Source organism: Neobacillus sp. SAB-20_R2A, from assembly GCF_049568635.1.
GTDB classification, from domain to species: domain Bacteria; phylum Bacillota; class Bacilli; order Bacillales; family Cytobacillaceae; genus Neobacillus; species Neobacillus citreus.
Genome location: NZ_CP145895.1, coordinates 4,294,639 through 4,311,915, shown reverse-complemented (window position 1 = coordinate 4,311,915; position 17,277 = coordinate 4,294,639). Strand labels below are relative to the sequence as shown.

Sequence of the window (17,277 nt, the reverse complement as noted above, 5' to 3'; positions counted from 1 at the left end):
ATTGGTTTACACTTTATGATATAGTTACGATAATAAAACAGGTACGGAAGAGAGAGGAGTTTTTACTGTGGATGTCTTTTTCTTAGGAACAGGGGCAGGCATGCCGGCCAAGCTTCGCAATGTGACATCAATTGCCCTCAAGCTCTTGGAGGAGCGCGGTTCTGTTTGGTTGTTCGATGCCGGCGAAGCAACCCAGCACCAAATCTTACATACATCCATCAAACCGCGGCGAATTGAAAAAATATTCGTTACCCATTTGCACGGCGATCATATTTATGGATTGCCCGGACTGTTATCGAGCCGGTCATTCCAGGGCGGGGAAACAGAAGTTACAGTTTACGGACCGAAAGGGATTCGGGACTTCCTTCAAATAAGTCTTTCTATCAGTCAAACCTATTTAAAGTACCCGTTGAAAGTGGTCGAAATTGAAGAAGGAATTGTTTTTGAAGATGAGCAATTTTCGGTGGAAGCCCGCCTGCTCGACCATGGAATTATGTCTTACGGATATCGGGTGGCTGAAAAAGACAGACCAGGAACCTTGCTGGCAGATAAATTGAAGGAAGCAGGCGTACAGCCAGGACCAATTTTTAAAAAAATTAAAGATGGGGAAATCGTTACGCTTGAAGACGGGCGGGTGATTGAACCTAACGAGTTTCTCGGACCAGCCCAAAAGGGCCGGGTTGTGACGATTCTTGGTGACACAAGATTCTGCGAAAACGCGATTTTCTTGGCTAAAGGGGCAGACCTGTTAGTTCATGAAGCAACGTTTGCCAAGGGGGAAGACCAGCTGGCATTTGACTACTTCCATTCGACGACCCATCAGGCAGCCAAAGTGGCGAAACAAGCGGAAGCAAAGCAGCTTTGCCTGACGCATATCAGTTCGCGTTATGACCGGCATGCGTGGCGGGAATTAGTCAAAGAGGCAGCAGAAATCTTTCCAAATACGGATATTGCCGAGGACTTTAAGGAAATTAACATTCCATTAAAAGGTGAAAAGCACTTACCATAATCGGTAAGTGCTTTTCTGCTTAAACCCAGCCGCGTTCATACTGCTTTGGACCGTCGATAGAAACTCCGAGCTCTTTTGCTGCTTTTCTAGGCCAGTATGGATCACGCAGCAATTCGCGGGCTAAAAAGATTAGGTCAGCCCGTTCGTTTTGCAAAATTTCTTCGGCGTGCAGAGGTGATGTGATCAATCCAACTGCTCCTGTTGGAATGTCTGCTCCATATTTAATCGTTTCGGAATATTTTACTTGGTAGCCTGGATAGACATCAATCCGCGCAGGGACAACCGCACCTGAACTGACGTCAATTAAATCCACACCTTGCTCTTTCATCCAATTGCCAAAGGTTATATAATCTTCGGGGGTTAACCCATCCTCATGGTAATCGTGGGCAGAAACGCGGACAAACAGCGGTCCGTCCCAAACTGTTTTAACAGCATCAATTACCTCCCGCAGGAAACGGTAGCGATTTTCGGCAGATCCGCCATATTCGTCCGTCCGTTTATTGGAAAGCGGGGATAAGAATTCATTAATCAAATAGCCATGGGCTCCGTGAATTTCAATCACATCAAACCCGGCTTTTTTAACCCGTTCTGCTCCTTTTTTAAAGGCTTCAATAGTTGCTGCGATATCGTCCTTCGTCATTTCCTTCGGCGTTTTTGAATCTTCGTTAAAAGCGATAGCAGAAGGGGCTAATATCTCGCCTTCTAAAACAGCTTTTCTGCCGGCATGGGCAAGCTGGATGCCAATTTTGGCGCCATGTTCTTTAACAAGCCCGGCAAGCTCCTGGAAGCCTGCGATATGCTCATCGTTCCAGATCCCCAAATCCTGCGGCGAAATCCGTCCCTCCGGACTGACTGCCGTTGCCTCGACAATGATGAGGCCAACCTGCCCGACGGCTCTTGATGTATAGTGGGTGCGATGCCAGTTTTGCAGATGACCATCTTCATTATGGCTGGAGTACATGCACATCGGCGCCATGACAATCCGATTTTTAAAGGTAACCCCCTTAACAGTGTAAGGAGAAAATAATTTTGCTGCCATTTGCGAACCTCCTAATTTTCAAAAATAAGCCACTATTAGTATAGCAAATACTGGTTATTTCATGAAAAATCCTGCTTACTCATGATCCCTTAGCTTGCTTAACGGATAAGTTGTTCCCCTCCAAACAATCCCGCCTCGTTTGAAGGTCAGCCAGCTTGCCCGGATGATGGAATAAATAAACAATAAGGCGGTAAGGGGCAAAACCAGAAACAAGGCAGGGGAGAATACCGTCATTCTTCTGATAATCATGAAGTAATGAATGCCGCTTAGGAGAATATTTCCTAAACTAAGCAGGGCAATGGTTTTATTTCCGGAAAAAATCGTAATAAAAGGGAGAACATTAGTGGTGAATACTCCGAAAATAGCAAAAAACACCATACTGATTCGATAGTTTAATCCGGCGAAGGTGTTTTTTTCGAGACCAACGAAAGCTTCATGAAGGCTGCCGTACCACTCCACTTCGATTAGTTGGAGTGCCGTTACAATTCTCTGCCGATACCCTTCCTTTTTTAAAAGCATTCCCAGCTGCAGGTCATCGTCGGGCCGCATCTTGATCCGTTCATGCGTGCCAAATGTTTCGTAAGCTTCTTTGCAAATTAGGTTAAAGGCGCCAATGCCTGTTCCGGTTTTCGATTTTGGATTATTCGCCAGCCAAGGGCGTTTAAAATAGGAAAACCCAAACAAGAAAAAGGCGACGAAGGTTTTCAGCCAGAAGCTTTTTGCGGATAAATTCGGTGCGGCAGTTAAATGGTCAAGCTGGTGCTTCTCTGCATAATGGAGCGCCTTGGCGAATGCTTCTTTTTCGTATTTGATATCAGCATCGGTGAACAACAGCCATTTACCTTGTGCAATTTGCGCACCAGTGAATAAGGCGTGGTTCTTGCCAAGCCAGCCATCGGGAAGGTCGTGAACATGGACGACCTTTATTCTTGAATCCTGGTGTGCCAATTGCTCCATTGATTTTCCGGTTTCATCAGTGGAGCGATCATTCACCAGGATCCACTCGACATTTTTATAGGTCTGTTCAAGCTGGCTTAAAATACTTGCTTTAATATGTTCCTCTTCATTCCGAGCCGCGACAACGACCGATAATAATGGCCCCCAATCAAGAGGCTCCTCATCTTCTAACGAATCTAATTTTCTTAAGCCGATTATGGCATCTAAGAGAAAAACAAGCCAAACGAAGAGGCCTAATGAAAACAATAGAATAAGTATGTTTTCCATTTCCACAATCCTTTATTTTGCGTCTTACTCTTAGTTTACCAAAATTAAAAAGTCTCTTCCTAACGTTTCCCAACCTGCAGCTGGCTGCACAAGGCATCTCCCATTCTTTTAGATTGGGCTGCCGCAGCTTTAATACAGGAAATGAACGCTTGCTGCACGCCGTTTTCCTCAAGGACACGAATGCCTGCCTCAGTGGTTCCGCCAGGGCTTGTCACTTCCCGGCGTAATTGCTCCGGTGATTTGGAAGAGTTTTTGACCATTTCTGCGGCGCCGATTAACGTCTGCACAATCAGCTGCTTCGCCATTTCTTTTTCCAGGCCGATTTCAACCGCGCTTTTTTCCATCGTTTCAATTAAGTAATAAATATAGGCTGGGCCACTTCCGGACAGGCCTGTTACCGCATCAAGCTGGACTTCCTCTACAAACTCCGCCAATCCGACGGTTCCGAAAAGCTGTCGGGCTGTTTCAAGCTGTTCCTCTGAAACACGAGCATTAACGGCAATCGCCGTTGCGGATTTCCCGACTGCTGCCGATGTATTTGGCATTGCCCTTGCAATGGATAGTGGCTTTCCGGCGAGCGCTTCAATTGATTCCGTCGAAACACCTGCAAGAACGGATACAATCAGCATTTCACCACGCAGATGGTCACGAATATAATCGATTGCACTCGCTGCATCCTTCGGTTTCATCGCCAGCATGACAATGTCCGCCCCTGAAAAAAGAGCATTTAAATCGTACGTTCCAACAACACCATAACGATTCTCCAAGTCATTTAATCTTTCTTGGTTTGAGTTGTTGGTCACCCAAACATTTCTCCGGTCCATTAAACCATTTTCCAGAATTCCTGAAATAAGGGCTTCCGCCATCGAACCCGCACCGATAATCGCCATCTTTTTCATGAAAAAATTCCCCCTTTTCACCGTGAATAAAATACAAAAGACCCTTCATCCGTAAAGGACGAAAGGTCTTAGCTTCCGTGGTACCACCTTCATTTGCCGGCTGCTATTTTTCGCAGTTGGGCTTACTCAACACCGTTAACGCCGGGATACGTTAGGTTTGCCTAAATGCTCATAAGGTAGGTTCGATGTTCAAGAGGGCGGTGAAGTCTTTCAGCCTCCGGACTTCACTCTCTTTCGCCGTTTTCCATCTACTGGCCTTACTCATTGCATGTCAACGAATCAAATTTTAATAGTGATTATGCAGGAAAAATGGCTTGTCTGTCAAGAGATAAATTTGCCAATTTTTTGTTTTTTCGAAAAAGTTATGTAAAAATAATGACAATGGTAAAAAAAATCGGTACACTTTATTTTATTATAAGACAATACATAACTATCATACTTCATGCATAATTATTCTTTATTCAAAAATAACGTTAGGAGTTTTTCAGATGACAGAATGGAAAGACGGTGTTGCCAAAATGTCACTGCCGACCCCATTTCCAGTCGGGGATGTCAATGTATATTTAATAAAAGGGGAACGGCTGACCCTAGTAGATGTAGGACCGAAAACCGAAAAAGCATGGAACTCCCTTACTCAGCAGCTGGCTGAATTAGGATTGCAACCGGAAAATATTGAACAGGTAATCCTTACCCATCACCATCCGGACCATTGCGGTCTGCTTGATTTTTTTCCAGACGAACTTGATGTGTACGGTCATCCGTTGAATGAGCGCTGGATTCAACCAGCGGAAACATTTTTACAGGAACAAGAGGCATTTTTCAAAGAACTGTTTGAAGAGTTTGGGCTGCCAAATGAGTATTTTCCGTTGACATCTTTTTTCAGGGAAGGCCATAAATTCTTATGCAATCGTCCGTTGACTGGGCAGCTTGTGGAAGGGATGAGACCGCTGGGCCTGTCGGAATGGCAGGTCATTGAAACACCAGGGCACGCCCAGAGCCAGATTGCCCTTTATCGGGAAAAGGATGGCGTTCTGATTGGCGGCGATTTGATCATCGCTCATATATCCCCAAATCCATTGCTCGAACCGCCGGCACCAGGCCAAAAGGAGCGGCCAAAGCCTCAGCTGCAGCATAATCATTCGATGCAAAAATTGCTGTCGTATCCGATTCAGGTGGTAAAATCCGGGCACGGCGAAGATGTCTACGAATTAGCAGAGCTTGTTGAGAAACGGCTTATCCGTCAGCATGAACGTGCGATGACGGTCAACAGCTGGCTGAAGGAAGAACAGCTGACCGTTTTTGAAATCTGCAAACGGCTATTCCCGAGTGTTTATAAACGTGAATTGATGCTGACGATATCGGAAACCGTCGCCCAGCTTGACTATTTGGCATCCATCGGAGAAATTAGTAGTAAAGATACTCATCCCGTTCTTTATTACGCCAATCTTTAAGGCGGGTGGGATGACCCTGATGAGGTGTTTTATTGATGAACGGAAGATTGAAGGATAAAAATATTGTCATAACTGGTGCTTCCGGTGGAATTGGAGCGGAAATTGCGAAACTTTGTGCCGCGAGCGGCGCCAATCTCGTTTTATTGGCCAGGAGCATCGATAAGCTCCAGCAGCTTAAGATAGAGCTTGAAAAAAGGTATTCTGCCAAGGTTGAAGTGTTTCAGCTGGATGTAGCGGATACGGATCGAGTGAAGAAGGTTTTTGAGCAAATTTTTAAGGGATTCGGCCGTGTCGACATTCTTGTAAATAATGCCGGGTTTGGTGTTTTTCGTGAAGCCCATGAGGCATCGATTGATGAAGTGAAGGGCATGTTTGAGGTGAATGTTGTCGGGCTGATGGCGTGCACGAGCATGGTCTTGCCTAGGATGCGTGAGCGACGATTTGGTCATATTATCAACATCGCTTCTCAGGCTGGAAAAATTGCCACCCCGAAATCAAGTGTTTATTCGGCTACTAAGCATGCGGTGCTTGGCTATACGAATGCATTAAGGATGGAGCTTGATGACTACAACATTCAGGTAACCTCGGTGAATCCAGGCCCGATTGCCACGAACTTTTTTAACATCGCCGATGAACAGGGCACCTATGTAAAAAACGTCCAAAAATTCATGCTCCAGCCGGAGTATGTGGCCCAGAAAGTCGTTGACAGCATGCTGACGAAAACACGGGAAATCAACCTGCCGCGCTGGATGAACATGGGCAGCGTGGTTTATGTACTGTTTCCGCGGTTGTTTGAGCGGATTGGGAAGAAGATGCTGAATAAGAAGTAGTTTTAGCCTCTATTTTATTAGGGGCTTTTTCTATTTTAGCCAGTTAAATAATCATACACCATATCATTTACAACCTCATATAAATCGGCAGTGGGGTCTTCGTCTTTCGTTTGCAGAATCCGAGTAACCAACTCCTCCAACTCTTTATCGCCAATCGGTGAAGAATCCGCCTCATAATACTGTTTAAAACAATTCTTGATCATTTTCACAATCAGCTTTTTATCCATTCACATGCACCTCACCTTCATTATATCGCTTTTTTGCACTTTAGCCATATTTGGTAAGCCTTAAAAAATTTCCATTGAATACGAACGCATATTCGCTTAAGATAATAGATATAATATTGAAGAACAAATGTTCGAATTTTGAAACTGTGAGGGATAATCATGGTTGATTACAACACGTTACCGCACAATAAAATTTTATGTGTCGACATGAAGAGCTTTTATGCCAGCTGTTCAGCTGTCATGGAGGGGCTTGACCCGCTGGATTGTTACATTGCGATTGTCGGCGACAAAGAACGGCAGGGGAGCATCGTGCTTGCCGCTTCCCCAAGATTGAAAAAAGAATTTGGCATCAAGACGGGCTCACGGCTATTTGAAATTCCAAACGATCCGCGAATTCGGCTGGTCGAACCGAAAATGGCCACCTATTTACGTATTTCAACAGAAATCTCCCGTGTGTTTAACCGCTATGTTCCAAAGGAAGCCATTCACACCTACAGCGTCGATGAAAGCTTTATTAAAGTGGACGGCGCCCTGCATTTGTGGGGTGATGCCCAGACGATTGCAAAAAAAATAAAGGACGATATTGAGCGGGAATTCCAGCTCCCATGCGCGGTCGGAATTGGCCCCAATATGCTGCTGGCAAAGCTCTGTCTTGATTTAGAGGCTAAGAAACACGGGGTTGCCGAGTGGACCTATGATGATGTGCAGACAAAACTTTGGAAGGTGTCGCCGCTTCGGGAAATGTGGGGAATCGGCAGGCGGGTTGAAAAAACGCTCAACGGCATGGGCATTTTCACAGTCGGTCAGCTCGCCCGCTATGACTTAGAACAGCTGGAGAAGAAATTCGGCATCATGGGCAATCAGCTTTATCATCATGCCTGGGGAGTCGATCTTTCCGATTTGGGCGCGCCGATTATCGAGGGGCAGATCAGCTTTGGAAAAAGCCAAATCCTGCTGCGGGATTATAAAGACGAAGAGGAAATTAAACATGTCATTTTGGAGATGTGTGAGGAGGTTGCCAAGCGAGCGAGAACAAGGCGGAAGGCGGGGCGGACGGTCAGCCTTGGCGTCAGCTACAGCCAGGATGAATTCGGCGGCGGCTTTAACCGCTCGAGAACCGTTCAGCAGCCGACCAATGTGACGATGGACCTTTACCGCGTCTGCCTCGAACTATTTCACGAGCACTATAACGGCAAAACCGTCCGGCAGATTTCCATTGCGCTTAGCAATATTGAGGACGACTGCGAGCTTCAGATTGATCTGTTTGACCAAGGTGCTTATAAACGACGTGAGCTGGGCTATGTTGTTGATTCCGTCCGCAGACGCTTTGGCCCGGGCTCTCTCCTGCGTGCTGTTTCCTATACCGCTGGAGGAACTGCCAAGCACCGGGCCACGCTTGTGGGCGGGCATAAGATGTAAAATAACTGGTTTGCGCAAGTAAAAGCGGATTATCCGCAAGTAAGAAGGGCTTATCCGCAAGTAAAAAGACGCTATCCGCAAGTAAAAAGACGCTATCCGCGAATAAAGACTAGAGAAAGAAGGCGAGGCAAATGATTCGCGACCGTGGCAGAATTAAATGGACGTCGATGATGCTGCCTGAGCATGTGAAAATGCTCAGGGATTGGGTAAAGGAAGATCAGTATGAACAGCAGAAAGAAATGGATGAGCAGCAGCTTGAGCTCATGAACGAAATCTTGGCAGAAGCCATCGAATTTGACCAGTACGTGACAATTACCCATTATCGGAACCGAAATTATGAAATTGTCATTGGAAAAATCCATTATTGGAACGAAATCGCGCACAGGCTGCATGTGATTGACCGCTTTCAAGAAGTACATCGAATTCCCATCGATACTATTGCCGACGTTCGAATGACGGACATATAAAAGAGCGACTCCAACTAGAAAGCCGCTCTTTTTTCACCTTATTTATTCTTCCTTAGGCACCCGAACCTGAGACTCGAAATTTCCTTTATGCGAACCATCGCAGAAAGGTTTGTTTTTACTCATTCCGCACCGGCAAAGAGAAAAGGAAGGTTTTGTTGTATACACATTCCCCTCGCCATCCAACAATTCCACATCGCCTGTAATTCTAAGTGACCCATTATCGTTAACTTTAATTGTAACCTTTGACATCCGAAGCACTCCTTTAAAAAATATTCTATTATCCATGAGAATAACTGGTTTAATAGGGAAATGCAACCAAATGGTGGCGAGCAAAATAAAAACAGCCCAAACCAACATATGCTACAATCATCATATGCCTAAATGAGGAGAGTGTTAAACGTGGAAATCATCATAACCGAAGAGGCTGCCAAAAAAATCAATGAGCGGACAGCGGGACGTGAAGGCTATTTACAGCTTAAATACGATACGGATGGCTGCGGCTGAGCAGTCAGTGGTGTTGCCGCTCTGTGGTTCACAGGCGAATTAGACGATACTGAAGTTGAAATTGAAACGAATGACAGGCCAGTGTATATCGAAAAACACAAAATGGTGTTCTTCGACGAGCAAATGAAAATTGATTTTTCGACAGCCAGCAATTGCTTTCAGTTAAAAAGTCCGCAGCAAATCCTGAACGGAAGGATGAGCCTCGTCATAAAAACAGACTGATCCATTATGGACAGTCTGTTTTTAGCATGGGTAGGCATGGAGGACGTATTTTTCCAAAAATTCATCCACGACCCGCTTATAGTCATCCGGGTTTTCGTTAAAGGATTGGGCGTGGACGCCTTCCTCTGCAATATAAAGCATTTTCGGGCCTTTTTTTTGTTCGAATAAATCATGGGTCATCGATGGCAGAATATAATCATCCTTCTGGCTATGGATAAATAAAACCGGATGCTTGATGTTTTCGATAGCCGAAATCGGTGAAACATGGCGGATGGAATACTTATCGCGCAGGCGCAGGAAAGCATCCCCAATCGGAAGCAGCAGCCCTGGAAAAATCTTAAAATCCCTTTTAATGAGATGGGCCACCTGATCTTTAAAGTCAGAAAATGGACAGTCTGCAATGTAAAAATCGGCCCCATCTTCAAGGAGTCCGGCATACAGCAGCATCGTTGCCGCCCCCATCGATTCTCCGTGAATCCCGAGTAGCAAGTCCGATCCTTTTTCTTGTTTCAGCCAGTCGACCACTGCTTTTAAATCAAATTTTTCGTAATGGCCATAGCTCGTGGTTTTGCCGCCGGATTCCCCGTGGCGGCGATGGTCGTAAATCAGGGTATTAAAACCGCGCTCGAGGAACAGGTTCATGTATTTCACTGAATTCATTTTGTTTTCCGTTACGCCGTGCGATATGATCACATAGCGATTGGTCTGATGGGGTTCCACTAGCAAGGCTTTAATCGCATAGCCGAACGGAGAGGGGATATCCACATCTCGTTTAGGCAGGGACTCAAATTCATCGGGATTGAACCTGCCCGCCTCCTTTTCCCGCTTTAAAATGAAATCCTCATCCTTCTTCTTCATATACATGATTCGGTTGGTAAAAAACAAACCGATCGCAAGCCAAAAAAATAACAAAATAAACAGGGTTCGAAAGGCCTTCTTCAAATTTGGCACCTCCAGATGGTTGGTAATCCATATTTTAACATAAGAAAAGCCGCAGCATCTAATGGGCGGCTTTGAATGAAAGGCATGATTATGATTCTGCGTTTTGGCGCTTTGTCGGATGAAGGGCTTTTTCCATTTCTTCTGCAGCAATCATCCGCTTGCCGCCTCCTGCAGAGTCTGCGTAGTTTTTCCCTTGCATGCTGTTTCCTTTATCGCGCTTTTGGCTCATGAACAAATCTCCCTTCAATGGTCTTATCATCTATAAGATGCTTAAACACAGGGGCATTTATTCACGAGACGGTTTGGCTATGAAGACTGAAATAGCCGCTTGTGATTTCCCTGGAGATATGGGGACGGACGATTTCAATGGCATCGACAAGCTTTTGGAGATCAACTCCTGTATCTATTCCCATCCGCTCGAGCATGTAGACGACATCCTCTGTTGCTGTATTTCCGCTTGCACCTGGGGCAAATGGGCATCCGCCCAGCCCGCCGGCAGATGTATCAAAGCGGTCTACGCCTGCTTGGAGAGAAGCAAGGATATTAGCCAGCCCAAGTTTTCTGGTGTCATGGAAGTGGGCAGTAATAAGGGTTTCTTTAAACTCCGCATTAATTTTTGAAAATAACGAGTAGGCTTCGTGTGGCGCGGCCATTCCAATCGTATCGGCAACGCTTAGTTCATCGGCACCGGCCTCGACAAATTCACGGCATAGCTTCAATGTTTCTTCCTCTTCAATTTTACCCTCATATGGGCAATAAAAAGCAGTTGAAATGCAGGCACGGACAAAATAATTTTTTTCCTTAAGCTCTTTAATAATCGGTTTTAATTCAGTCATGCTGTCAACAGTTGATTTGTTGATATTTTTTTGATTAAACGTATTGCTAACGCCGACAAACACAGCGACGGCTTGACAATCGGTGGAGTAGACCCGGTCGATTCCCCGGCGGTTTGGGGCGAGGACAATGTTTCTAGTTGTATCAGCAAGGCTGTCGGCCACAATTTCCTCTGCATCGCCCATTTGCGGCACCCACTTCGGCGATACAAAGGAGGTCAGTTCCATTTCTTTAAGTCCCGCGTTTCTCAAGGCAGCAATAAATTGTTTCTTAATTTCTGTCGGCACAAACAATTTTTCATTTTGCAGGCCGTCGCGCGGCCCAACCTCAATAATGGTTGCCTTTTTCGGTAAAGTCAGCATTTCGTTCCCCCTCGTCCTGTCATAATTCCATTGTAACGGGGTCGATTTTTTAAAAGCAAGAATTTTAACAAAAATGGTAATTTTCTGTGTTAAAATAAGGTGAGAAATTCCATAAGGGGGAGAGGTCATGAGTCAAACCGAAGTTGTAATTGTTAGCGCTGTCAGAACCGCGCTTGGCAGTTTTAATGGTGGATTAAAAAGTGTAAGTGCGCCTGAATTAGGAGGAGTTGTCATCAAGGAGGCACTTCAGAAGGCAGGAGTGAAACCGGAGCAGGTCGATGAAGTGATTATGGGGAATGTCCTTCAGGCTGGCCTTGGGCAAAACCCGGCTAGGCAGGCGGCGTTTAATGCAGGAATTCCAGAAACTGTTTCCTCGATGACTATTAACAAAGTGTGCGGATCAGGTTTAAAAGCTGTGCACTTAGCGGCACAAGCTATTTTGGCAGGAGATGCGGAAATTGTGGTCGCCGGCGGAATGGAGAATATGAGTCAGGCACCGTACATATTAAAAAATGCCCGCGAAGGCTTTAAAATGGGTGACCAAAAGCTGGTTGACACGATGACATCAGACGGACTTACTTGTGTATTCAATGACTATCATATGGGGATCACAGCGGAAAACCTAGCGGAAAAATATTCGATTACAAGAGAAGAGCAGGATGAATTTTCCGCATGGAGTCAGGAAAAAGCAGTGAAGGCGATAGAAGAAGGACGGTTTAAAGAGGAAATCGTTCCGGTTGTGATTCCGCAGCGAAAAGGTGAGCCGGTTGTATTTGCCGTGGATGAATATCCGAAAAAGGGTACCACTGTGGAAAAATTGGCTGGACTGCGTCCTGCGTTTAAAAAGGACGGTACGGTAACAGCGGGAAATGCATCTGGTATTAATGACGGCGCAGCAGCTTTAGTGGTAATGAGCAGAAAAAAGGCGGATGAACTAGGCTTGAAGCCGCTTGTAACGATTAAGGCAAATGCTAGCGCTGGAGTAGATCCAAGCATCATGGGAATTGGCCCGGTTCCGGCTGTGAAAAAAGCGTTAGAGAAGGCTGCTGTTTCCTTGGAAGAGCTTGAGTTAATCGAAGCAAACGAAGCTTTTGCGGCACAGTCGCTGGCAGTGGACTGTGAGCTTCACTTTAACAAGGAAATCTTGAATGTAAACGGCGGTGCGATTGCACTTGGGCATCCGATTGGTGCAAGTGGGGCGCGAATTTTGGTTACACTTATCCATGAGATGAAGCGGAGAGATGCCAAGTTAGGACTTGCCACACTGTGTATTGGCGGCGGCCAAGGAGTGGCAACGGTCGTGGAAATGGCGTAATAGAGTAAAGCAGGCTGACCTATGAGGGAGCCTGCTTTTTATATGATTTTCGAAATAGTAGGTTGTATAATGGAATAAAAGTAGTTTTTGAAGGAGCATCAAACCTATGAAGAAAAAACAACAACAACCTAAACGTCAGCCGAAGAAAGACAATGCTGCAGTAACGCTTAAAGATATGATGAATCCCGATTTAATAAAAAAGTTAAAAGAGCAGCAGGAGCAGCTCAAGGCAGAAGAAGATAGAAAACGCGAGGAAGAAGAGCAGAGAAAACGGGAAGAAAGAAGATTGAAAGAAAAGAACAAATCCTTTGAAGAGCTGTTAAATGAGAGCGGCATGAATTGGAAGGAATTTAAATAAAAGGAGAGCGGATGCTCTCCTTATTTATTACCGATGCTCCAAATAAACACTACCCTTAGTCAACTCTTTAATCACCGCAACCTCCTCATCAGTCAACGGCTGACTTCTAACTGCAGCAGCATTGCTTCGAATCTGTTCCACGCGGCTCGCTCCCGCCACAACCGAGGCGACCGCAGGATGAGCTAGATTATACTGCAACGCAACTTCTGTAAATGAACGGCCTGCCCCCACTTTTTCCTTCAAATGAGGCAAAACCTCACTCAATTCATCTAAACTATAATCGAGATACCCTTTCCCTGAAGCCTTGTTTAGCAGCTTGTCACTCAACAGCCCTTTGGCCAGCGGTCCGCGTGTGACAACGCCCACGCCATGTTCAGCCAATAGCGGCAATGCCTCTTCCTCCGGACGGCAATCAAGGATACTGTACTGCATCATCACCGAAACAATATGTGATGTCTCCACATATTCACGGATGACATTCGGACGGATTGAGGAAATTCCGTAATAGCGGATCACTCCTTCAGAAACTAGTTCTTCAAAAGCTTCTATTGTTTCATCAATCGGGTCATCAATCGTGCCGCCATGTAATTGATAGAGATCAATATAATCTGTTCCGAGCCGTTTCAAACTATTTTTCACCGCTTCTTTGATATAGACCTTCGAGGGGTCCCACGTCCAGCCAGAATGATCCGGCTTCCAGCGGTTCCCGACCTTCGTAGCGATAATCACCTTTTCGCGGACACTTTTCAACGTCTTCCCGACAATTTCTTCGTTAACCCCAAAATCATATAAATCCGCAGTATCGAAATAATTGATCCCTTCCTCAAGAGCCGCTTCAATAATTTCTTGAGCCGCTTTTTCATCAGTTCCAATTGACATACAGCCAAGTCCAAGTTCCGTCACATACAAGTCAGATCTGCCCAACCTTCGCTTCTTCAAAAAAATCCCCCCTCATCTTTCTATAATTTTAATCAAGAACGGGGGAGACTACAAACAACAGGATCTATTTTGGCTTGACGTTTTGCACCCAGTCGGAAACATTCTCAAACTCTTTCCGATATTCCTTTAGCTTTTGCAGTACTTCCCAGCCTTTGCCGACAAGGATAATCCCCTTTTCATGCACATACACCTTCATCCCATACGCCTCCCAATCAAGTATGGTAAAATGTATGACGTGAATGAACCGGACTAGAACAGGAGTTGACGATAATGAGCAAGCTTGAGGAAAAAACACTTAAAAGCGAAGAAATCTTTTCAGGGAAAATCATCAGCCTTCACTTACAGGAAGTAGAACTGCCGAACGGAAAAACATCAAAGCGGGAAATTATCAAGCATCCAGGGGCGGTAGCCATTTTAGCCGTCACCCCTGAAAATAAAATCATCATGGTCGAGCAATATCGTAAAGCACTTGAACGAACCATCGTGGAAATTCCTGCTGGCAAGCTTGAAAAAGGCGAAGAACCGGCCAGCTGCGCCCGCCGGGAATTGGAGGAAGAGACCGGCTACGTGTGCGAAAGCCTTGAGTTGCTTACATCTTTTTTTACCTCGCCGGGCTTTGCCGATGAAATTGTCCATGTTTACCTCGCAAAAGGCTTAACGAAAAAAGAAGATTCCGCAGCCCTTGATGAGGATGAGTTTGTCAATTTGGAAGAATTGACGCTGGAAGAAGCCCTTCAATATGTGAAAGAACAAAAGATTTATGACGCAAAAACGATTTACGCAGTCCAATACTTACAACTACAAGAGGCGTTGAATAAATAATGAACCGCTATTATGTGGATTTACATATTCATATTGGCCGGACCTGGACGGGCAAGCCTGTTAAAATAACCGGGGCCAAATCTCTTACATTTACAAATATTATTGAACATGCACGCCATGTAAAAGGGCTAAACATGGTCGGAATCATTGACAGCCATTCTCCGGAAGTCATTTTGGAAATGGAGAGCTTAATTCAAAGTGGAGAGGTTTACGAGCATGAGGATGGGGGCTTGATATTTGGCGACTTGACCGTCATTCCGGGCTCGGAATTGGAAATTTATGATGAAAACTGCCACGGCCCGATTCATCTTCTTTGCTATTTCCCAACACTCGCTGTTATGAGAGATTTTTCTAATTGGCTGTCGGGCCATTTGAAAAATATCCAGCTCAGCTCGCAAAGGATTTATATCACCGGCATGGAGCTGCAGAAAAAGGTCAAAGAAATGGGCGGCATTTTTATTCCGGCTCATGTTTTTACACCTTTTAAAAGCCTATATGGAAAAGGGGTTAAAAAGTCTCTCGCAGAGGTTCTCGACCCCAACAAGATTGACGGAATTGAGCTGGGCCTAAGCTCTGACACACAAATGGCTGACCAGTTAGGCGAACTGCACAATTATACGTTTGTGACTAACTCGGATGCCCATTCTCTGGCAAAAATTGCCCGTGAGTATCAGGTGGTGGCGATGGAGGAACCAACCTTTAAGGAACTGTTTAAGGCCTTAAAGGGTGAGGATGGGCGTAAAGTAATTGCTAACTTCGGTCTGGATCCCCTGCTCGGCAAATACCATAAAACCGTTTGCGCCGAGTGTCTGAATCCGCTTCAGGAAGATGACCAAATTTGTGATTTGTGTGGTCATAGCAAAATCATTAAAGGAGTGGCTGACCGAATCCTTGAACTAAAAACTGCCGAAACGAGCCCGCCCGGACGCCCGCCTTATGTTCATCAGGTGCCGCTCGAATTTATCCCCGGCCTAGGACCGCGCATGCTGGAAAAACTCGTCAATCACTTCGGAAGCGAAATGGCCATTTTACACGAGGTTCCTTTTGAAGCATTAAAAGAGGTCGTTCCTGAAAAAATTGCGGACTTGATTATGAAAGCACGTGAAGGAAAAATAAACCTTGCAGCTGGCGGCGGGGGAAAGTACGGAAAAATTGCGGATCAATAACTGCGACAGCGCATATGAACTATCTATTAAGCTCGCCAATAGGCGAGCTCTCTTTTATGAAGGATTCATAACGCTCGAACGATTGAAAATATGAAGTGCTCGGTCGTTATGGGGAGCACATAACGACCGAACGGCTGAAAAAAACAAGCCCCCGGTCGTTATGAAGGGTTCATAACGCCCGAATGGCTAAAAAAACCAAGTGCCCAGTCGTTATGAAAGGATTCATAACGCCCGAACGGCTGAAAAGACCAAGCGCTCGGTCGTTATAAAGGTCTCATAACGCCCGAACGGCTGAAAAGACCAAGTGCCCGGTCGTTATGAAGGGTTCATAACGCCCGAATGGCAGAAAAGACCAAGCGCTCGGTCGTTATGAAGAGCTCATAACGACCGAATGTCTAAAAATACATATACCCGGTTGTTATAAAAAGTTCTATCAGCACAAATACCTTAAGAATTTTGGCTGTTAAAGTTATAAAATAGTTTTTCTAATTAAAAAACTGAATTTTTTATGGAATCTAGCAATTTTAATCATAGAAAAACTAGACTGGCATAGAATGTATTAATCATTAGCAAATGCCAGGAGGAACCGCAAATGAAAAAACGTTTGTACCCATCCAATGCAGTAAGTTTCCGTGAGCATTCCTCAATTTTCTTATTTATTGTTGTCCTGTTTTTTATGGGGGTTATTTTTGGAGCAATCGTCGTCAATAGTATGAGCTTTACGCAAAAGGAAGATTTATTCTATTATTTATCGCAGTTCTTTGGACAAGTCTCCACAGAAAACGCAGGCGAGAATAGCGATTTGTTCTTGCAAAGCTTCCTTCATAATAGTAAATTCATAGGATTAATTTGGATTCTGGGAATTTCCATTATCGGGCTTCCTGTTATTCTCATTCTTCTGTTTGTCAAAGGAATGGTGGTAGGCTTTACAGTTGGGTTCCTTGTCAGCCAAATGGGCTGGAAAGGGTTTCTGCTGGCAGTCTCCTCGATTCTGCCGCAAAACTTAATTATCATCCCAGTCTTTATTATCATGGCGGCCTTGTCAGTCATTTTTTCATTGAGAATGATTAAGAAGCAATTTATGAAGCAGTATGCAAAGCCTTTAGCGCCTTTACTGAAGGGATATATTTTCGCCCTCATCGCGGCAGTCGTGTTTATTTCAGCAGCGTCAATTGTTGAAGCATATTTATCGCCATGGCTGATGAAAACAATGATTACCTCAATTAGTATATAATTATTATTAAATAA

20 protein-coding genes and 1 pseudogene are annotated in these 17,277 nt (G+C 45.0%); 11 read left to right on the top strand and 10 right to left on the bottom strand.

The features are described 5' to 3' along the window. Nucleotides 1-67: 67 nt before the first annotated feature. Nucleotides 68-1,009 (top strand): ribonuclease Z, encoded by a 942-nt coding sequence (gene rnz, locus V5M37_RS21100; protein ID WP_423799023.1) that lies wholly within the window; start codon nt 68-70, stop codon nt 1,007-1,009. 19 nt (nt 1,010-1,028) lie between these two features. Here rnz and namA read toward each other — a convergent pair whose 3' ends face one another. The 3 genes from namA to proC form a co-directional block, all read right to left on the bottom strand. Next, a complete protein-coding gene (gene namA / locus V5M37_RS21095) occupies nt 1,029-2,048 on the bottom strand; it encodes an NADPH dehydrogenase NamA (protein WP_423799022.1) in 1,020 nt (339 codons plus the stop codon). Between the two features lie 75 nt (nt 2,049-2,123). Beyond that, nucleotides 2,124-3,272: a glycosyltransferase gene (locus V5M37_RS21090; protein WP_423799021.1), complete on the bottom strand. Its 1,149-nt coding sequence runs from the start codon at nt 3,270-3,272 to the stop codon at nt 2,124-2,126. A gap of 59 nt (nt 3,273-3,331) precedes the next feature. Then, a complete protein-coding gene (gene proC, locus V5M37_RS21085) occupies nt 3,332-4,171 on the bottom strand; it encodes a pyrroline-5-carboxylate reductase (RefSeq protein ID WP_423799020.1) in 840 nt (279 codons plus the stop codon). A gap of 488 nt (nt 4,172-4,659) precedes the next feature. Here proC and V5M37_RS21080 point away from each other — a divergent pair, with 488 nt between their 5' ends. Both V5M37_RS21080 and V5M37_RS21075 read left to right on the top strand, forming a co-directional pair. Next, a complete protein-coding gene (locus tag V5M37_RS21080) occupies nt 4,660-5,622 on the top strand; it encodes an MBL fold metallo-hydrolase (RefSeq protein ID WP_423799019.1) in 963 nt (320 codons plus the stop codon). Between the two features lie 35 nt (nt 5,623-5,657). Beyond that, nucleotides 5,658-6,452 carry an SDR family NAD(P)-dependent oxidoreductase gene (locus V5M37_RS21075; RefSeq protein WP_423799018.1) on the top strand — a complete coding sequence of 265 codons (795 nt, stop codon included), beginning with the start codon at nt 5,658-5,660 and terminating at the stop codon, nt 6,450-6,452. Between the two features lie 35 nt (nt 6,453-6,487). On the opposite strand, the gene V5M37_RS21070 is transcribed toward V5M37_RS21075, so the two are convergent. Continuing rightward, nucleotides 6,488-6,679 carry a YqzH family protein gene (locus V5M37_RS21070; RefSeq protein WP_423799017.1) on the bottom strand — a complete coding sequence of 64 codons (192 nt, stop codon included), beginning with the start codon at nt 6,677-6,679 and terminating at the stop codon, nt 6,488-6,490. A gap of 159 nt (nt 6,680-6,838) precedes the next feature. On the opposite strand from V5M37_RS21070, the gene V5M37_RS21065 reads away from it, so the two are divergent. Then, a complete protein-coding gene (locus tag V5M37_RS21065) occupies nt 6,839-8,098 on the top strand; it encodes a DNA polymerase thumb domain-containing protein (protein WP_423799016.1) in 1,260 nt (419 codons plus the stop codon). Between the two features lie 131 nt (nt 8,099-8,229). After that, nucleotides 8,230-8,565 carry a YolD-like family protein gene (locus tag V5M37_RS21060; RefSeq protein WP_213144954.1) on the top strand — a complete coding sequence of 112 codons (336 nt, stop codon included), beginning with the start codon at nt 8,230-8,232 and terminating at the stop codon, nt 8,563-8,565. A gap of 42 nt (nt 8,566-8,607) precedes the next feature. Here the strand turns inward: V5M37_RS21060 and V5M37_RS21055 are convergent, their stop codons facing one another. Further along, nucleotides 8,608-8,814 carry a CDGSH iron-sulfur domain-containing protein gene (locus tag V5M37_RS21055; RefSeq protein ID WP_213120283.1) on the bottom strand — a complete coding sequence of 69 codons (207 nt, stop codon included), beginning with the start codon at nt 8,812-8,814 and terminating at the stop codon, nt 8,608-8,610. Nucleotides 8,815-8,964: 150 nt separating this feature from the next. On the opposite strand from V5M37_RS21055, the pseudogene V5M37_RS21050 reads away from it, so the two are divergent. Continuing rightward, nucleotides 8,965-9,291, top strand: a pseudogene (locus tag V5M37_RS21050) (iron-sulfur cluster biosynthesis family protein). Nucleotides 9,292-9,312: 21 nt separating this feature from the next. Here the strand turns inward: V5M37_RS21050 and V5M37_RS21045 are convergent. The 3 genes from V5M37_RS21045 to V5M37_RS21035 form a co-directional block, all read right to left on the bottom strand. Continuing rightward, the gene (locus V5M37_RS21045) at nt 9,313-10,233 is read right to left on the bottom strand and encodes an alpha/beta hydrolase (RefSeq protein WP_423799015.1); all 921 of its coding nucleotides are present in this window, start codon (nt 10,231-10,233) and stop codon (nt 9,313-9,315) included. Nucleotides 10,234-10,321: 88 nt separating this feature from the next. After that, complete coding sequence (locus V5M37_RS21040) at nt 10,322-10,462, bottom strand: hypothetical protein (protein WP_423799014.1); 141 nt, start codon at nt 10,460-10,462, stop codon at nt 10,322-10,324. 61 nt (nt 10,463-10,523) lie between these two features. Further along, entirely contained in the window at nt 10,524-11,429 is a 906-nt protein-coding gene (locus tag V5M37_RS21035) for a hydroxymethylglutaryl-CoA lyase (RefSeq protein ID WP_423799013.1), read from the bottom strand. Between the two features lie 127 nt (nt 11,430-11,556). On the opposite strand from V5M37_RS21035, the gene V5M37_RS21030 reads away from it, so the two are divergent. Then, the gene (locus V5M37_RS21030) at nt 11,557-12,744 is read left to right on the top strand and encodes an acetyl-CoA C-acetyltransferase (RefSeq protein ID WP_423799012.1); all 1,188 of its coding nucleotides are present in this window, start codon (nt 11,557-11,559) and stop codon (nt 12,742-12,744) included. A gap of 106 nt (nt 12,745-12,850) precedes the next feature. Then, on the top strand, nt 12,851-13,102 hold the full coding sequence (locus V5M37_RS21025; protein ID WP_423799011.1) for a YqkE family protein: 252 nt from the start codon (nt 12,851-12,853) through the stop codon (nt 13,100-13,102). A 27-nt stretch (nt 13,103-13,129) separates the two neighbouring features. Here V5M37_RS21025 and V5M37_RS21020 read toward each other — a convergent pair whose 3' ends face one another. Further along, the gene (locus V5M37_RS21020) at nt 13,130-14,041 is read right to left on the bottom strand and encodes an aldo/keto reductase (RefSeq protein ID WP_423799010.1); all 912 of its coding nucleotides are present in this window, start codon (nt 14,039-14,041) and stop codon (nt 13,130-13,132) included. 64 nt (nt 14,042-14,105) lie between these two features. Then, a complete protein-coding gene (mciZ, locus tag V5M37_RS21015; protein ID WP_423799009.1) occupies nt 14,106-14,237 on the bottom strand; it encodes a Z-ring formation inhibitor MciZ in 132 nt (43 codons plus the stop codon). Nucleotides 14,238-14,311: 74 nt separating this feature from the next. Here mciZ and V5M37_RS21010 point away from each other — a divergent pair, with 74 nt between their 5' ends. The 3 genes from V5M37_RS21010 (at nt 14,312) to spoIIM (ending at nt 17,263) form a co-directional block, all read left to right on the top strand. Then, entirely contained in the window at nt 14,312-14,863 is a 552-nt protein-coding gene (locus V5M37_RS21010; protein ID WP_423799008.1) for an NUDIX domain-containing protein, read from the top strand. Next, nucleotides 14,863-16,029 carry an endonuclease Q family protein gene (locus V5M37_RS21005; RefSeq protein WP_423799007.1) on the top strand — a complete coding sequence of 389 codons (1,167 nt, stop codon included), beginning with the start codon at nt 14,863-14,865 and terminating at the stop codon, nt 16,027-16,029. The genes V5M37_RS21010 and V5M37_RS21005 overlap by 1 nt, the downstream gene beginning before the upstream one ends. 592 nt (nt 16,030-16,621) lie before the next feature. Then, entirely contained in the window at nt 16,622-17,263 is a 642-nt protein-coding gene (gene spoIIM, locus V5M37_RS21000; RefSeq protein ID WP_423799006.1) for a stage II sporulation protein M, read from the top strand. Nucleotides 17,264-17,277 lie beyond the last annotated feature (14 nt).

Bases quoted from the DNA above. Each gene is read 5' to 3' on its own strand.
- namA (WP_423799022.1), bottom strand. From the start codon at position 2,048: ATGGCAGCAAAATTATTTTCTCCTTACACTGTTAAGGGGGTTACCTTT.
- V5M37_RS21090 (WP_423799021.1), bottom strand. From the start codon at position 3,272: ATGGAAAACATACTTATTCTATTGTTTTCATTAGGCCTCTTCGTTTGG.
- proC (WP_423799020.1), bottom strand. From the start codon at position 4,171: ATGAAAAAGATGGCGATTATCGGTGCGGGTTCGATGGCGGAAGCCCTT.
- V5M37_RS21080 (WP_423799019.1), top strand. From the start codon at position 4,660: ATGACAGAATGGAAAGACGGTGTTGCCAAAATGTCACTGCCGACCCCA.
- V5M37_RS21075 (WP_423799018.1), top strand. From the start codon at position 5,658: ATGAACGGAAGATTGAAGGATAAAAATATTGTCATAACTGGTGCTTCC.
- V5M37_RS21070 (WP_423799017.1), bottom strand. From the start codon at position 6,679: ATGGATAAAAAGCTGATTGTGAAAATGATCAAGAATTGTTTTAAACAG.
- V5M37_RS21065 (WP_423799016.1), top strand. From the start codon at position 6,839: ATGGTTGATTACAACACGTTACCGCACAATAAAATTTTATGTGTCGAC.
- V5M37_RS21060 (WP_213144954.1), top strand. From the start codon at position 8,230: ATGATTCGCGACCGTGGCAGAATTAAATGGACGTCGATGATGCTGCCT.
- V5M37_RS21055 (WP_213120283.1), bottom strand. From the start codon at position 8,814: ATGTCAAAGGTTACAATTAAAGTTAACGATAATGGGTCACTTAGAATT.
- V5M37_RS21040 (WP_423799014.1), bottom strand. From the start codon at position 10,462: ATGAGCCAAAAGCGCGATAAAGGAAACAGCATGCAAGGGAAAAACTAC.
- V5M37_RS21035 (WP_423799013.1), bottom strand. From the start codon at position 11,429: ATGCTGACTTTACCGAAAAAGGCAACCATTATTGAGGTTGGGCCGCGC.
- V5M37_RS21030 (WP_423799012.1), top strand. From the start codon at position 11,557: ATGAGTCAAACCGAAGTTGTAATTGTTAGCGCTGTCAGAACCGCGCTT.
- V5M37_RS21025 (WP_423799011.1), top strand. From the start codon at position 12,851: ATGAAGAAAAAACAACAACAACCTAAACGTCAGCCGAAGAAAGACAAT.
- mciZ (WP_423799009.1), bottom strand. From the start codon at position 14,237: ATGAAGGTGTATGTGCATGAAAAGGGGATTATCCTTGTCGGCAAAGGC.
- V5M37_RS21010 (WP_423799008.1), top strand. From the start codon at position 14,312: ATGAGCAAGCTTGAGGAAAAAACACTTAAAAGCGAAGAAATCTTTTCA.
- V5M37_RS21005 (WP_423799007.1), top strand. From the start codon at position 14,863: ATGAACCGCTATTATGTGGATTTACATATTCATATTGGCCGGACCTGG.
- spoIIM (WP_423799006.1), top strand. From the start codon at position 16,622: ATGAAAAAACGTTTGTACCCATCCAATGCAGTAAGTTTCCGTGAGCAT.